Source organism: Chromobacterium sp. IIBBL 290-4 (assembly GCF_024207115.1).
Taxonomy (GTDB): domain Bacteria; phylum Pseudomonadota; class Gammaproteobacteria; order Burkholderiales; family Chromobacteriaceae; genus Chromobacterium.
This window is the reverse complement of the sequence record NZ_CP100128.1, coordinates 3,133,866-3,147,175: the sequence shown is the minus strand read 5'-3', so window position 1 is coordinate 3,147,175 and position 13,310 is coordinate 3,133,866. Positions and strand designations below refer to the sequence as shown.

The 13,310-nt window shown below is 59.5% G+C and carries 17 protein-coding genes; 8 read left to right on the top strand and 9 right to left on the bottom strand.

The window, feature by feature from the left end; genetic code table 11:
• The first annotated feature begins 37 nt into the window (after positions 1-37).
• Both NKT35_RS14795 and NKT35_RS14790 read left to right on the top strand, forming a co-directional pair.
• On the top strand, positions 38-355 hold the full coding sequence (locus NKT35_RS14795; protein WP_254294262.1) for a hypothetical protein: 318 nt from the start codon (positions 38-40) through the stop codon (positions 353-355).
• Between the two features lie 14 nt (positions 356-369).
• Positions 370-621, top strand: a complete 252-nt coding sequence (locus NKT35_RS14790; protein ID WP_254294260.1) for a hypothetical protein — start codon at positions 370-372, stop codon at positions 619-621.
• A gap of 62 nt (positions 622-683) precedes the next feature.
• On the opposite strand, the gene NKT35_RS14785 is transcribed toward NKT35_RS14790, so the two are convergent.
• Genes NKT35_RS14785 through NKT35_RS14775 form a run of 3 tightly spaced genes read right to left on the bottom strand, consistent with a single transcriptional unit; the run spans position 684 to position 2,431 of the window.
• Positions 684-1,262 carry a YceI family protein gene (locus NKT35_RS14785; RefSeq protein WP_254294253.1) on the bottom strand — a complete coding sequence of 193 codons (579 nt, stop codon included), beginning with the start codon at positions 1,260-1,262 and terminating at the stop codon, positions 684-686.
• 32 nt (positions 1,263-1,294) lie between these two features.
• Positions 1,295-1,864: a YceI family protein gene (locus tag NKT35_RS14780; RefSeq protein ID WP_254294252.1), complete on the bottom strand. Its 570-nt coding sequence runs from the start codon at positions 1,862-1,864 to the stop codon at positions 1,295-1,297.
• Positions 1,865-1,885: 21 nt separating this feature from the next.
• Positions 1,886-2,431, bottom strand: a complete 546-nt coding sequence (locus NKT35_RS14775; RefSeq protein WP_254294250.1) for a cytochrome b — start codon at positions 2,429-2,431, stop codon at positions 1,886-1,888.
• Positions 2,432-2,777: 346 nt separating this feature from the next.
• Between NKT35_RS14775 and NKT35_RS14770 the strand changes: the two genes are divergently transcribed.
• Complete coding sequence (locus NKT35_RS14770) at positions 2,778-2,972, top strand: hypothetical protein (RefSeq protein WP_254294247.1); 195 nt, start codon at positions 2,778-2,780, stop codon at positions 2,970-2,972.
• Here the strand turns inward: NKT35_RS14770 and NKT35_RS14765 are convergent.
• On the bottom strand, positions 2,969-3,703 hold the full coding sequence (locus tag NKT35_RS14765; RefSeq protein WP_254294245.1) for a class I SAM-dependent methyltransferase: 735 nt from the start codon (positions 3,701-3,703) through the stop codon (positions 2,969-2,971). The genes NKT35_RS14770 and NKT35_RS14765 overlap by 4 nt on opposite strands.
• 251 nt (positions 3,704-3,954) lie before the next feature.
• Here NKT35_RS14765 and NKT35_RS14760 point away from each other — a divergent pair, with 251 nt between their 5' ends.
• The 3 genes from NKT35_RS14760 to acs all read left to right on the top strand — a co-directional run bounded on the left by NKT35_RS14760 (position 3,955) and on the right by acs (position 7,980).
• The gene (locus NKT35_RS14760) at positions 3,955-4,263 is read left to right on the top strand and encodes a DUF485 domain-containing protein (protein WP_254294244.1); all 309 of its coding nucleotides are present in this window, start codon (positions 3,955-3,957) and stop codon (positions 4,261-4,263) included.
• Positions 4,263-5,942, top strand: a complete 1,680-nt coding sequence (locus tag NKT35_RS14755) for a cation acetate symporter (protein ID WP_254294242.1) — start codon at positions 4,263-4,265, stop codon at positions 5,940-5,942. Before NKT35_RS14760 ends, NKT35_RS14755 begins: the two co-directional genes overlap by 1 nt.
• Before the next feature lie 73 nt (positions 5,943-6,015).
• A complete protein-coding gene (gene acs, locus NKT35_RS14750) occupies positions 6,016-7,980 on the top strand; it encodes an acetate--CoA ligase (RefSeq protein ID WP_254294240.1) in 1,965 nt (654 codons plus the stop codon).
• Between the two features lie 45 nt (positions 7,981-8,025).
• Here acs and NKT35_RS14745 read toward each other — a convergent pair whose 3' ends face one another.
• Positions 8,026-8,556, bottom strand: a complete 531-nt coding sequence (locus NKT35_RS14745; RefSeq protein WP_254294238.1) for a GNAT family N-acetyltransferase — start codon at positions 8,554-8,556, stop codon at positions 8,026-8,028.
• Positions 8,557-8,705: 149 nt separating this feature from the next.
• On the opposite strand from NKT35_RS14745, the gene NKT35_RS14740 reads away from it, so the two are divergent.
• Complete coding sequence (locus NKT35_RS14740) at positions 8,706-9,671, top strand: SphA family protein (protein ID WP_254294236.1); 966 nt, start codon at positions 8,706-8,708, stop codon at positions 9,669-9,671.
• Positions 9,672-10,120: 449 nt separating this feature from the next.
• A complete protein-coding gene (locus NKT35_RS14735) occupies positions 10,121-10,567 on the top strand; it encodes a MarR family winged helix-turn-helix transcriptional regulator (protein ID WP_254294234.1) in 447 nt (148 codons plus the stop codon).
• A gap of 312 nt (positions 10,568-10,879) precedes the next feature.
• Here NKT35_RS14735 and NKT35_RS14730 read toward each other — a convergent pair whose 3' ends face one another.
• The 4 genes from NKT35_RS14730 to NKT35_RS14715 form a co-directional block, all read right to left on the bottom strand.
• A complete protein-coding gene (locus NKT35_RS14730) occupies positions 10,880-11,332 on the bottom strand; it encodes a nucleoside deaminase (RefSeq protein ID WP_254294232.1) in 453 nt (150 codons plus the stop codon).
• Positions 11,333-11,499: 167 nt separating this feature from the next.
• Positions 11,500-11,865, bottom strand: a complete 366-nt coding sequence (locus NKT35_RS14725) for a DMT family transporter (RefSeq protein ID WP_505190920.1) — start codon at positions 11,863-11,865, stop codon at positions 11,500-11,502.
• 79 nt (positions 11,866-11,944) lie between these two features.
• Positions 11,945-12,268 (bottom strand): DMT family transporter, encoded by a 324-nt coding sequence (locus NKT35_RS14720; RefSeq protein WP_254294228.1) that lies wholly within the window; start codon positions 12,266-12,268, stop codon positions 11,945-11,947.
• Positions 12,269-12,339: 71 nt separating this feature from the next.
• Positions 12,340-12,969 carry a DsbA family oxidoreductase gene (locus tag NKT35_RS14715; RefSeq protein ID WP_254294226.1) on the bottom strand — a complete coding sequence of 210 codons (630 nt, stop codon included), beginning with the start codon at positions 12,967-12,969 and terminating at the stop codon, positions 12,340-12,342.
• Positions 12,970-13,310 lie beyond the last annotated feature (341 nt).

Here is a 13,310-nt window from a genome sequence, read left to right as displayed (position 1 = left end):
TTTGAGCAAGGGGGTATGAACATTGAGGAGCATCGCCATGGATCTGCAAGCGCTGAAACAAGAACCCGTCCGCCGCGCCATCGCCGCCCTGCAAGCCGGTGATTTGGCGGCCTGGCTAGCGGCCTTTCAAGCCGACGCCAAGCTGTTCGACGACGGCAGCCCGCGTGACTTCCACGCTTTCAGCCGCGAGGCGCTGGGCCATGAGCGCTTTATCTCGCTCAGCCGGATCAGCGCGGATGGCCTGGAAATTTCCGGCCCCTTCCACACCGAGCAATGGGGCGATTTCCCCGCCTATTTCCGTTTCGCCGTGGCCCAGGACGGCAAGATCAGCCGGCTGGACATTGGCCAGGCCTGAACGAGGTAGATGTCATGCATACCGTGAAAATCCTGCTGGCGGGTTTGATCCTGCTGGCCGCCTGCCTGGCGGGCGGACGCTTGGCCGGCAATCTGTCGGCCGGCGGCTTGGCCTTCATTCCGCTGTGGTTGATCGCGTCGGGTGTGAATATGTGGATGGGCGTGAGCCATGCCGGCTATTCGGCGCGCGAGGAGCTGCCCATCTTTCTGCTGGTATTCTGCCTGCCTGCGGCGCTGGCGCTGCTGCTGTGGTGGACGCTGAGCTGACAAAAAAATAGCCGCGAGGCCAAAGCGCTCGCGGCTATTTTTCCTGCAATCAGCCAGGCTGATTATTCGTGGATGGCTTCCACGGCGATGTCGATGGTGACATCGTCGCCTACGTAAGGCGCGTATTTGCCTGCGTTGAACTCGGTGCGCTTCACCTTGACGCTGGCGTTGGCGCCGATGGCGTCCTTCTTCAGCATCGGATGCTCCTGATTGGTAAAGCTGGACAGTTGCAGCGTCACGGCCTTGGTCACGCCCTTGATGGTCAGATTGCCTTCCACCGCGGTCGGCTTGTCGCCGTCGAACAGCACCTTGGTGGACTTGAAGGTGGCGGTCGGGTACTTGGCGGTATCAAAGAAGTCCGCGCCCTGGATGTGGCCGTTGAACACCGGGAAGCCGGTATCCACCGACTTCATGTCGATGACGACATCGACGGAGCCGGTCTTGGCTTCCTTGTCCAGCACGATCTTGCCGCTGGTCTTGTCGAAACGGCTCAACTGGGTGGAGAAGCCCAGGTGGCTGTACGAGAAGCGCGGGAAGGTGTGCGCGTTGTCGATCACATAGGTTTCCGGCTTGGCCAGGGCGGCGCCGCTAAAGCTGGCGATTGCCACGGCGGCCAGGGTGAGGCGGGTCAGTTTCTTCATGGCTTCTTTCCTTGTTTGCTAAAGGGCCGCGCTTACTTGGCGCGCGCCGACAGGTGGAACTTGATCTGGATTTCATTGGCTACGGTGCCGAAATCCTTCCAATCGCCTTCGCCGATGGCGAAGTCCGCGCGCTTGATGGTGAAGGCGCCGTCGAAGGCGGCGTCCTTGCCCTGCGGCGTCATGGTGGCGACAGTGCTGACCGGCTGGGTGCGGCCCTTGATGGTCAGCTTGCCGTCCACTTGAAAACGGTTGCCGCCCAGAGACTTGATCGCGCTGGAGACAAAGCGCGCGCTCGGATATTGCTTGGTATTGAACCAGTCCTTGTCCGCCACTTGCTCATTGGCCTCGGCGGAGCCGGTGTCGATGCTGGCCAGGGCCACATCGAACTGGGCCTTGGCAGCCGCCGGCTTGGCCGGATCAAAACTCAGCGCGGCCGAGAACTTCTTGAAATGGCCTTGCATGCCCACGCCCATCTGCTTGTAACCGAAGGCGATGGTGCTTTTGTCCTGCTGGATGGATACGTACTCGGCGGCCTGGGACGCGAGCGGAACGGCCAGCGCGCCAGAGAGCAGCGCCGACGAAATCAGACGATGGAAGGTCATCTTCACTTTCTCCGGTTGAATTTAGCGAGAACGGGCGCGCCACGGCAGCATGCGCGTCAGCACGTCGTCTTTGTCTATCAGGTGATGTTTGAGCGCGGCGCCCACATGGCCGGCCACCACAGCCGCCAGCAGGTAGTTCAGCGCCGAGTGCAGCGCGCCGAGCCGATGCCCCAGCTCCGGATTAGGCGCGATCAGGTCCGGCAGCGGCAATACGCCGAAATACACGGTCTGCACGCCCTTGGCCGAGCTCATCAGCCAGCCGGACAGCGGGATGACGATCATCAGCAGATACAGCATGGCGTGGCCGGCGTGCGCGGCAGCGCGCACCGCCTTGCCCATGCCCGCCGGCAGCGCGGGCGGGCGGTGGCTGAAACGCCAGGCCAGCCGCAGCCACACCAGCAGGAACAGCGTCACGCCGCTCCATTTGTGCCAGGAATAGATTTTCAATTTCCACGGCGACAACGACAGGCCATGCATATAGAAGCCGACGCAGAACAGGCAGATCAGCGCGGCCGCCATCAGCCAGTGCAAAAATATGGCGGGAGCGGTGTATCTCGTATGTGACATGGGCAGCCTCTCAAAAACGGTTGAACAAAGAGCGGGATCGCGCGCCTCATCGCGGCTCGTGATATGACGCTCAGCTTGCCGAATAAGCGCAACTGTAAGCGGTTTTCATTTAATGAAATAGCCCGGCCAAACAAATTTATTATTTCCTGCTGGTAAACAATGAATCGCCAGCCATCCGCGCATTCTGTCCCGCCGCCCCATTCCAGCCAACCAAACAAGCGGTCTGCGACGCGCCAAGCATCAGGCCGTTTCAGTCAATGGGAAGCAAGAGCCCTCTCACCGCGTCCGACCTCGCGCTTTGTCCCGCCCGATGCCATACTGGGCGGGATTTTTCATTGCCGACGCCATGCCGACTCCCAAACCGCCCGCCGCCAACGCGCCGCTTTGCCGCCGCTGCCGCCATTATTTCGTCACTTACAACCCGGACTTCCCGCATGGCTGCCGGGCCATGGGCTTTTCCAGCAAACGCACGCCCTGCCTGGATGTGCAGGAGGCCTCCGGCCAGCCCTGCCTGCGTTTCCAGCCCAAAACCGCGACCTAGCCGTGGCGCAGCCGCAGGATGATTTCCGGGCTGTCCTCGCGCCATTCGCCCTGCTGCCAATCGCCATACACCGCATCCACCCGCAATCCCGCGCTTGCCGCCTCGGCCTGCAGCGTCGGCAGATCGCAGAAGCACAGCTGCTCTTCGATCTCGAAAACCTGGCCGCTATCCAGAAAACGGTAGCGTGCCTGAAACTCGACGCGGTCCCCGTCCACGGATCGGATAAGATGGCTGATCTCCACCTCGCCCCATTCCGCATGGCTCACTCTGCGCGGCGGCCGCTCGCCCCATTGCTCCCATGGGCGGGGCCAGGGGTTGCGAGTCTCGAATACGAACTCGCCCTCCCTCGCCAGATGCGCTTTCACATTGCGCCATAGCGCCTGCCGGTCGGCCTCGGTCAAAAACACCTGGAAGGCGTGGCCGGTGCAGTAAATCAAATCAAACCGCTCATCCAAGGCGAAATCGCGGGCATCGGTTTGCAGCCAGCGCACGCGCTCGCCCCCTGGACGCTGGCGGGCGATATCCAGCATGGCGGCCGCCGGCTCCAGCCCTGTCACCTGCGCCTGCTTGGCCATCGCCACAGCCAACAAGCCTGTGCCGCAACCTATGTCCAACACCGTGTTCACCACTGGCTTCAATAGGCCCAGATAGAAATCATTATCCGCGCCCCAAGCGTTGAACAGATCGTAAACCGCCGCCAAAGATGGCTCTTGGTAAAGCAAGCTGGGCATCCGCGCCTCCATAAAATTCATTCCAATCAAATATCTTGCCACAAGACAAGTCCATGCGCTCGCCCCTGCCCAGTCATTGAAAAATGGAGTAAAAATTCAAATTCAAACTGTTGATTTTAAAACGATTAAATACCACACCATCGGTGCAACTAATTCGCCGCATCAAAAAAAACGATTAGCCCGCTCCCGGTTTCCTCTCGTATTTTTTCATCAGCGCCCTTCGCGCGACGCACCCCATAAAGGAGGATGTCATGAATGAGGAGACTCTGAAGAAGATCCAGTCCAACCCGAAGTACCTGGAACTGGTCCACAAGAAAACCAGCCTGGGCTGGACGCTGGCCATCGTGATGTTGGCCATTTATTACGGCTACATCTTGGTATTGGCATTCGCTCCCGGCGTTCTGGGCCAACCCTTGTACCAGGGCGCCACCATGACGGTGGGCATTCCGGTGGGCGTGTGCATCATCCTGTCCGCTTTCGCCCTGACCGGCATCTATGTCCGCCGCGCCAACCGGGAATTCGACCCGCTCACCCAGCAGATCGTCGAGGAGGCCAAGTAATGCGCCACATACAGCAGAAATTCGCCGCCTGCGCGGCAGCCCTCGCGCCCGGCCTGGTATTCGCCGCCGGCGCGATCGAGGGCGATGTCAAACAGCAAGCCACCAACTGGCACGCCATCATCATGTTCTTCCTGTTCGTGGCCTTCACCCTGGGCATCACCTACTGGGCGGCGCGCCGCACCAAGTCGGCCAGCGACTTCTACGCCGCCGGCGGGGGCATCACCGGCTTCCAGAACGGCCTGGCCATCGCCGGCGACTATATGTCCGCCGCGTCCTTCCTGGGCATTTCCGCCCTGGTGTTCGACAAGGGCTATGACGGCCTGATCTACTCCATGGGCTTCCTGGTAGGCTGGCCCATCATCCTGTTCCTGGTGGCGGAACGGCTGCGCAACCTGGGCAAATACACCTTCGCCGACGTCGCCTCCTACCGCCTGCAGCAGATGCCGGTGCGCAGCCTGGCCGCCGTGTCCACCCTGGTGGTGGTGGCCATGTACCTGATCGCGCAGATGGTGGGCGCGGGCAAGCTGATCCAGCTCCTCTTCGGCATGAGCTACGGCTCCGCCGTGGTGCTGGTGGGCGTGCTGATGGTCTGTTACGTGCTGTTCGGCGGCATGCTGGCCACCACCTGGGTGCAGATCATCAAGGCGGTGCTGCTGCTGTCCGGCGCCACCTTCATGGCCATCATGGTGCTGGCGTCTGTCGGCTTCAGTCCGGAGGTGATGTTTGAAAAAGCCGTGGCCGCGCACAGCAAGGGCATCGCCATCATGGCCCCGGGCAAGGCCGATCCTATCGACTCCATCTCGCTGGGCCTGGCGCTGATGTTCGGCACCGCCGGCCTGCCGCACATCCTGATGCGCTTCTTCACCGTGGCGGACGCCAAGGAGGCGCGCAAGTCCGTGTTCTTCGCCACCGGCTTCATCGGCTACTTCTACATCCTGACCTTCATCATCGGCTTCGGCGCCATCATGCTGGTGCTGAACCAGCCGGGCATGATGGAAACGGTGATGAAAAACGGCAAGGAAGTGCACCAACTGATAGGCGGCAGCAATATGGCGGCCATCCACCTGGCCGATGCCGTGGGCGGCGACATCTTCCTGGGCTTCATCTCCGCCGTAGCCTTCGCCACCATTCTGGCGGTGGTGGCGGGCCTGGCGCTATCCGGCGCGTCCGCGGTGTCGCATGACCTGTACGCCAGCGTGATCAAGCATGGCAAGGCCAACGAGGCCGACGAGATCCGCGTCTCCAAGATCACCACCGTAGTGCTGGGCGTGGTGGCCATCGTGCTGGGCCTGGTGTTCGAAAAGCAGAACATCGCCTTCATGGTAGGCCTGGCCTTCTCCATCGCCGCCTCGGCAAACTTCCCGGTGCTATTCCTGTCGATGTTCTGGAAGGGCCTGACCACGCGCGGCGCGGTCATCGGCGGCCTGGTGGGCCTGGTCAGCGCGGTGCTGCTGATCGTGCTGGGTCCCACAGTATGGGTAGAGGTGATGAAGCATGAACACGCCGTCTTCCCTTACAAGAACCCGGCCATCTTCTCGATGACGCTGGCTTTCGTCTGCACCTGGCTGGTGTCGGTGCTGGATACCTCCAAGCAGGCCGCCGCGGAGAAAGCCAAGTTCGAGGCCCAGTATGTCCGCGCCATGACCGGCATTGGGGCCAGTGGCGCCAGCAAGCATTAAATGTCAACATCATTGCCACGCCGCGCGTTTTGACGGCGCGCGGCGACAACACTACAAGACTCTGGAGAAACACATGTCCACGCTAGATTCCATCCTCAAGGAAACCCGCAGCTTCGCCCCATCGGACGAGTTCCGCCGCAAGGCGTCGGTCAGCGGCATAGAGGCCTACCACGCCCTGTGCGAACAGGCGGACGATCACTATCTGTCGTTTTGGGGGGATCTGGCGCGGGAACTGATCAGCTGGAAAAAACCGTTCTCCCGCGTGCTGGACGACAGCCAGGCGCCGTTCTTCAAATGGTTCGACGACGGCGTGCTCAACGCCTCCTACAACTGCCTGGACCGCCATTTGGCGACCAACGCCAACAAGATCGCCATCATCTTTGAAGCCGATGACGGCGAAGTCACCCGCGTCACCTATTCCGAGCTGCATCGCCGCGTCTGCCAGTTCGCCAACGGCCTGAAGAGCCTGAACGTGAACAAGGGCGACCGCGTCGTCGTCTACATGCCGATGGGCATAGAAGCCGTGGTGGCGATGCAGGCCTGCGCCCGCATCGGCGCCATCCACTCGGTGGTGTTCGGCGGCTTCTCCGCCGGCGCGGTGCGCGACCGCATCCAGGATGCCGGCGCCACAGTGGTGATCACCGCCAATGAAAGCGTGCGCGGCGGCAAGAGCGTGCCGCTGAAGGCCACCGTCGACGAGGCGCTGGCGCTGGAAGGCGCGGAATCGATCAAAAACGTGGTGGTGTATCAGCGCACCAACAGCGGCGCGGACTGGACCGACGGCCGCGACGTGTGGTGGCACAAGCTGATCGAAGGCCAAAGCGAAGCTTGCGAACCGGAATGGATGAGCGCCGAGGACCCGCTGTTCATCCTCTACACCTCCGGCTCCACCGGCAAACCCAAGGGCATCCAGCACAGCACCGCCGGCTATCTGCTGGGCGCGATCAACAGCTTCCGCTGGGTGTTCGACTACAAACCCAACGATGTTTTCTGGTGCACCGCCGACGTGGGCTGGATCACCGGCCACAGCTATGTCTGCTACGGCCCGCTGGCCAACGGCGCCACCCAGGTGATCTTCGAAGGCGTGCCCACCTACCCGGACGCCGGCCGCTTCTGGCGCATGATAGAAAAGCACAAGGTATCCATCTTCTACACCGCGCCGACCGCCATCCGCTCGCTGATCAAGCTGGGCTCGGACCTGCCCAAGCAGTTCGATCTGTCGTCCTTGCGCGTGCTCGGCACCGTAGGCGAGCCGATCAACCCGGAAGCGTGGATCTGGTATTACGAAACCGTAGGCGGCGGCCGCTGCCCCATCGTGGACACCTGGTGGCAAACCGAAACCGGTTCGGCGATGATCGCGCCGCTGCCGGGCGCCGTGGCCACCAAGCCTGGTTCGTGCACGCTGCCGCTACCGGGCGTGATCGCCGACATCGTCGATGAATCCGGCGCGCAAGTGGAACCCGGCCGCGGCGGATTCCTGGTGATCAAAAAGCCCTTCCCCAGCCTGGTGCGCACCATCTGGAACGACCCGGATCGCTTCAAGAAAACCTATTTCCCGGACGAATTCGACGGCAAATACTATCTGGCCGGCGACTCGGCCCATCGCGACGAGAACGGCTATTTCTGGATAATGGGCCGCATCGACGACGTGCTGAACGTGTCCGGCCACCGCCTGGGCACCATGGAGATCGAATCGGCGCTGGTGGCCAACCCGCTGGTGGCCGAAGCCGCCGTGGTCGGCAAGCCGCATGACGTGAAAGGCGAAGCCGTGGTGGCCTTCGTGGTGCTGAAAGGCGCCCGCCCGCAAGGCGACGCCGCCAAGACGGTGGCGGCCGAACTGAAAAACTGGGTGGCGCACGAGATCGGCAAGATCGCCCAGCCTGACGACATCCGCTTCGGCGAGAATCTGCCCAAGACCCGCTCCGGCAAGATCATGCGCCGCCTGCTGCGCTCCATCGCCAAGGGCGAGGAAATCACCCAGGACGTGTCCACGCTGGAGAATCCGCAAATCCTGCAGCAGCTGCAGCAGCCGCTTTAATACCCTGAGGAAAGACTTGACGGCCGTCGTTTCGACGGCCTTTTTTCATTCAAAGCGGATCCGCGGCGAGCGGCGCTCCATATGCCACAGATCATGCCATTCGCCATGCAGCAGCATGCTGCGCTCCGCCTTGCCGAACACGCTGAAACCATTGCGCTCCAGCACCTTCAGCGAACCGGCGTTGGCCGGCCGCACCGTCGCCTCCAGCCTGGCCAGGCCCAGCTCGCCGAAAGCCAATTCGCACAGGGATGCCAGCGCCTTGCTGGCGACGCCCCTGCCGACATGCGCCTCGCCCACCCGGTAACCCAGTTCAGCCTTGTGAAAATAATGCCGCTCCACGCCGCGCAGATTGATGCGGCCAGCGATGGCCCCGCCCTGCCAGATCAAATACTGATAGGCGGAGCCCGACTCTCTTTCCGCCTGCGCCGTCGCTATGCTGCCGCGCACGCCGTCCAAGGAATAGAAGGCCGGCTGCCTAGCATTGATCCAGTGCTCGAAATAGGCCCGATTGGCCAGCTCGAAATCCAACAAGACTGCCGCGTCCTCAAGCAGCGGCGGTTTAAGACTGATATGCATGACACCCCTCACTGCGCCATGGAAATGGCGCGATTTCTGGTTTTCCCATCATGTTCGCTCTACACCCGGCCTACAGGATATGGGAAAATCGGATGGCATCAAAACCGCGCGCAGCGGGCGCCGGAGATGTCTGAAAAGAAGCCGCCCAAATGAACCAAAAAATCTCCTCCCCGAACACTCTCCTCGCCCTGGCCTGCCTGGCCGCAGGCGCGCTGCTGTCCGCCCAGGCGCAAGCCGACGAAGGCGGCGTGAGTTTCTGGCTGCCCGGACAAATGGGCACCTTCGCCGCGGTGCCGAATGACCCGGGCTGGTCTTGGACCTTCAGCGGCTATCACGCCAGCGCCGACTCGGCCACCCGCAACCAGAACAAGCGCGGCCGCGTCACCAACACCCAGTTGAGCACGCCTAGCGACCTGCTGTTCGTCTCGCCCACCTACACCTTCGAAACGCCGCTTGCCGGCGCACAGGCCGCCGTCTCCTTGACCGGTTTGTACGGCCGCGCCGAAGTCTACGACAACGCCGCCACCACCTCGCCCAAGGGCAAGACTCGCAGCGCCAGCAGCGACGACACCCGCAACGACTTCGGCGACCTCTACCCGATGGCCACGCTGAAATGGAAGCAAGGCAATCACAACTATCTGGCTTACGCCACGCTGGGCATGCCGACCGGCGCCTACGACCCGAACCGCGCCGCCAATATGGGCACCAATCACTGGTCTTACGACGCCGGCGGCGGCTACACCTATCTCAATGAAAGCAGCGGCACCGAGTTTTCCGCTGTACTGGGGCTGACGCTCAACCAAAAAAACCCGGACACCGACTACAAAAACGGCAACGACGCCCACCTGGACCTGTCGCTGTCGCAGTTCCTGAACGAAAACTTCCATATCGGCCTGGTCGGCTACGCCTATCACCAGCTGGAGAACGACAGCGCGCCCGGCATGGGCAAAAAGAATCAGAAGTCGCAGGTGGTCGGACTGGGGCCGCAAGTGGGCTACTTTTTCTCGGTCGGCAAGAAAAAGTGGTACGTCAACCTGAAAGCCTACGACGAATTCGACGCCAAGAACCGCACCGCGGGCTGGAACAGCTGGCTGTCGCTGTTTGTGCCGATTTAAAACAAGCCTCCCGGCTAAGCGGGACGCTCGGTCGAAGCCGCTGCACATTCGCCAAGACCCATGGCTGAGGATGCCGAAAGCCAAAGGATATATCGAGGCCTCTGCGCATCATTCAGGCTCAAGCGCCTCCCAACCACCTGGCTTTGCGCTCCAGAAGCGGCGACTGCGACAAGTAGCCGCTTCGCGCGTCTTGCCTTTTCACTCGCCCCAAACTCCGGCGCCATCAAACAACTGGCGCAGAGTAGCCGATCATTTCTGACTTGGGAGATGGCCTCTCCCTGGTCTTTGGCGAAGCCTGGCACCGCCTGGGCCTGGAGCAAAACTTTCTCAGCCGCGCATATTCAATGGTATGCTCAACTTATATGCATGCACATGCTTTTAAGGCTGCATTGATGCATGCCCGAACTCAGTGCCGTTCCTCAAATCATCGAATGCAAGGGTCTTCTTTAATGTTGCCAAGCAGTTTACTTTGGGAGCGCATCCGCTCCGTGGTAGATGGCATAGAAAACCGTCTGGCCAAAAATCTTCAACGCGATCATGGCCTGGGACTTTCCGAATACCGCGCATTGCAGTATCTGGCGGTTGCCGCCAACTCAGAACTGCGAATGCAAGAATTGGCGCATCTTCTAGGTTTAAACCAAAGCTCAGTCACCCGTGTGGCAGAGCGTTTGGAAAAAGCCGGCTATACGCAGCGCGACCTGTGTCCGAATGATAAACGCGGCGTCTACACTGTTTTGACAGAGCAAGGGAGAAAAGTGCAAAGTCTGGCCGGCGATGACTATGCGCTTTACATTCAAGCGGCTTTGGATGAAGCGGAATTAAATGAAGAGAATATGCAAATTGTGCCATGCCTTCGCGGCTTGTTGAGCGCTCTCCCAAACAGCGCCAAGGTATGAAATTGAGCTGACCCTTCTTGGCCCTGCAGGAATTCACCGCCATCAAGCTCATCCAGCAGTTCAAGACTTGGCCAGGCATGCTGGCCAAGTCCATCCTTCAAGGCAGCGTGCCCAGCACCTTGCGCCAAACCGTTTAATGGCGCCGCATTGTCAGCCTGCGCCAACGCCTTCCCTGCGCGTCCCTATCATCCAGCCCTGTTTGAGGTATCGGCTTATCTCCCATATCGCCCAGACAGATCCATATCGCCGAACCCCAAACTAAAGCCGCGCAGCTTACGCCTGAATGCCAGAAAAACTTGCTGAATCATTGCTTCATGAGCAGCGGCGTTGATTCTGAGCCTGGAAAAGCTTGAATGGCTCGAAGGCGCCTGCGACCGCCAGTTTGCGGTACTGCATAGCCCACTGGCGGGGGAAAGCGGCCAGCATTCGATATGAGCCTCGGTAGTCAAAACCCGCCGCTGCCGCATCATCACGGTCCACGGCGAAAATGACTTCTCTAATGCCGGCATAGTAGGCATTGAGATAGCACATCGCGCAGGGCTCGCCCGATGCCAAAAGCGTCAAACCATGCAAATGGTGCCTTCCGGCACGGAGACAAGCATCGCGAATCGCCTCCACTTCGGCGTGCGCGGTAGGATCATGGTTTTCCAATACCCGATTGACCCCGCGACCCAGTATTTCACCCTGACCGTTAATCACGAAAGATGCAAAAGGAATGCCGCCCTGCCGCACATGCTCGCAGGAGTAGCGCACCAGTTCTTGCATGCTTTGCTCTAGCGATGAAAATAGGAAAGTAGACATGAAGGTTCCAAATTAATGGGGGAAAATCGGATAAGCGGCGCATGAAGCGCAGGCCAGTGCCGGAACAAAGAAATAGGCGAGGCTTGGGCGGAGTATGCCGCCCAAGCATTCACAGCCTGCTATCAAATGATTCACGCCACGCCAGGCTTCACAGACGAGCTGGGCTCACTGCCGGCCAGCTTCAAGCAAACCACGCCGACGATAATCAGCGCCAACCAAAAAGCCTGATGCAGGCTGAGCGATTGATTGAACAGAAAGACGCCAAAGATGGAGGAACCTACCGCGCCGATGCCCGCCCACACCGCATAGCCTATGCCGACATCAATGGTTTTCAGGGCTACGCTAAGCGCATACAGCGTCAGCAAAAAGAAAATGCCGGCGGAAATAGTCCACCCTACTACAGAGAACGCATGGCTGCCGCCCACGCTCAGGGCATAGCCCACCTCAAAAACGCCGGCCAACAGCAACATGCTCCAAGCATGCTGAGCGCTTGGCATTGTAGATTTCTTACCCATGACTCTTCCTCAAAAGGTTCTTGCCAACTCAAATATAAAAAATATGTGGAAAATATTTTGTTTATGCCGCACCGCTCAAATGCAGGCCGATCACGCCACCAATCACCATGGCAATGCCGCAAAGCTTTTTCAAGCTCAATCGCTCATTAAAGAAAACCGCCCCCAGCAACACAATGCCTACGCCCGCCACCGAAGTCCAAATTGAATAGCCCACCCCGACATCAAAGGTCAATAAGGCAAGGCCAAGAAAATAGGTGGCGATGGCACCGCTAAGCAAAGTGGCTGCGGTCCACCGCGCATCGGTAAAACCTTTGGCTTTTCCTGCGGCCAGCGCTACCGTGATTTCAAAAATTACAGCGACACCAAGATAAACCCAAGCTATCATTTTCACTGCTCCAAATAGTGGTAATAAAGGAAAGACAATATCGAAATCATGCTTATGGATTGCGTCCTATACTAGTTTTCCTGCCGGCTCACCTCCTGCTCAAACTGCAAGAGCTCATTCAAGGCCTGCTGAAAATCGGCTAAATCCGGCACGCCGCTAAATCTTTTATTACCAACAATGATGGTGGGCACCGATCTCACGTGCGCTTCATTAACCGCATGCCGCAAAGCCGCCTGGTGATGGAGCAGATAGCGGCCATCCGCCAAAGCGCTCAACGCCTGTTGCCGATCCAGACCCAGTGAGGCGGCTATATCCGCCAGAACTTCAGACTCGCCGATATCCTTGCCTTCCAGAAAAAAGGCGCGCATCACGGCGACAGAGTACTCATGCCCCAAACCATGCTCTTCCGCCAACGCGAACACCTGAAAGGCTTTATCGCTGCGTGGCTGCGGCGATATCGACGGCAAGGTGATAGGCAGGCCCAGTCTTTCAGCCATCGGATAAACCGATCTTTTCCAGACATCGGGAAGGTAGGAGTCATCCACCCGCAAGGTAGGCACCGGATCAGGACGCAATTCAAAGGGACGCCAGCGGATGCGAATGCCGCGCGCGTCCAAAACATCGCGTATGGCCTGCTCAGCCAGCAAGCAGTAAGGGCATACGTAGTCTGAATAGATCGAGATGGTTTTGGTCTCGCTCATCTCAAGCCTCCATTTATTTGCACATGCATGCAAATTACCCAAATCAAATATGCATGTCAATATGCTTGCGCATGCAAATTAATTCACAACAATACGCCGGCAATGGCGTCCGCAGATAGAAGTCCAAAAAAACAATACAAAATCAACATGATGAGAAGCAATCAAAAACAGCCAACCGATCGCAGACAGCCTGATCATCCGACAATCAGGCTAGGCACAAGCCCCCCCCTTCAAGACGATATCCATATAGAATGTCACTGCGCGACAGCAAGGCATCCCGCTTTGCATGCGTAAGCTGCCTCGCCGTCCTCAGCACCCGCAAACTCCGACACCATGAGCAG

Coding starts and splice junctions, on each gene's coding strand:
- NKT35_RS14795 (WP_254294262.1), top strand. CDS start 38: ATGGATCTGCAAGCGCTGAAACAAGAACCCGTCCGCCGCGCCATCGCC.
- NKT35_RS14790 (WP_254294260.1), top strand. CDS start 370: ATGCATACCGTGAAAATCCTGCTGGCGGGTTTGATCCTGCTGGCCGCC.
- NKT35_RS14785 (WP_254294253.1), bottom strand. CDS start 1,262: ATGAAGAAACTGACCCGCCTCACCCTGGCCGCCGTGGCAATCGCCAGC.
- NKT35_RS14780 (WP_254294252.1), bottom strand. CDS start 1,864: ATGACCTTCCATCGTCTGATTTCGTCGGCGCTGCTCTCTGGCGCGCTG.
- NKT35_RS14775 (WP_254294250.1), bottom strand. CDS start 2,431: ATGTCACATACGAGATACACCGCTCCCGCCATATTTTTGCACTGGCTG.
- NKT35_RS14770 (WP_254294247.1), top strand. CDS start 2,778: ATGCCGACTCCCAAACCGCCCGCCGCCAACGCGCCGCTTTGCCGCCGC.
- NKT35_RS14765 (WP_254294245.1), bottom strand. CDS start 3,703: ATGCCCAGCTTGCTTTACCAAGAGCCATCTTTGGCGGCGGTTTACGAT.
- NKT35_RS14760 (WP_254294244.1), top strand. CDS start 3,955: ATGAATGAGGAGACTCTGAAGAAGATCCAGTCCAACCCGAAGTACCTG.
- NKT35_RS14755 (WP_254294242.1), top strand. CDS start 4,263: ATGCGCCACATACAGCAGAAATTCGCCGCCTGCGCGGCAGCCCTCGCG.
- acs (WP_254294240.1), top strand. CDS start 6,016: ATGTCCACGCTAGATTCCATCCTCAAGGAAACCCGCAGCTTCGCCCCA.
- NKT35_RS14745 (WP_254294238.1), bottom strand. CDS start 8,556: ATGCATATCAGTCTTAAACCGCCGCTGCTTGAGGACGCGGCAGTCTTG.
- NKT35_RS14740 (WP_254294236.1), top strand. CDS start 8,706: ATGAACCAAAAAATCTCCTCCCCGAACACTCTCCTCGCCCTGGCCTGC.
- NKT35_RS14735 (WP_254294234.1), top strand. CDS start 10,121: ATGTTGCCAAGCAGTTTACTTTGGGAGCGCATCCGCTCCGTGGTAGAT.
- NKT35_RS14730 (WP_254294232.1), bottom strand. CDS start 11,332: ATGCAAGAACTGGTGCGCTACTCCTGCGAGCATGTGCGGCAGGGCGGC.
- NKT35_RS14725 (WP_505190920.1), bottom strand. CDS start 11,865: ATGCCAAGCGCTCAGCATGCTTGGAGCATGTTGCTGTTGGCCGGCGTT.
- NKT35_RS14720 (WP_254294228.1), bottom strand. CDS start 12,268: ATGATAGCTTGGGTTTATCTTGGTGTCGCTGTAATTTTTGAAATCACG.
- NKT35_RS14715 (WP_254294226.1), bottom strand. CDS start 12,969: ATGAGCGAGACCAAAACCATCTCGATCTATTCAGACTACGTATGCCCT.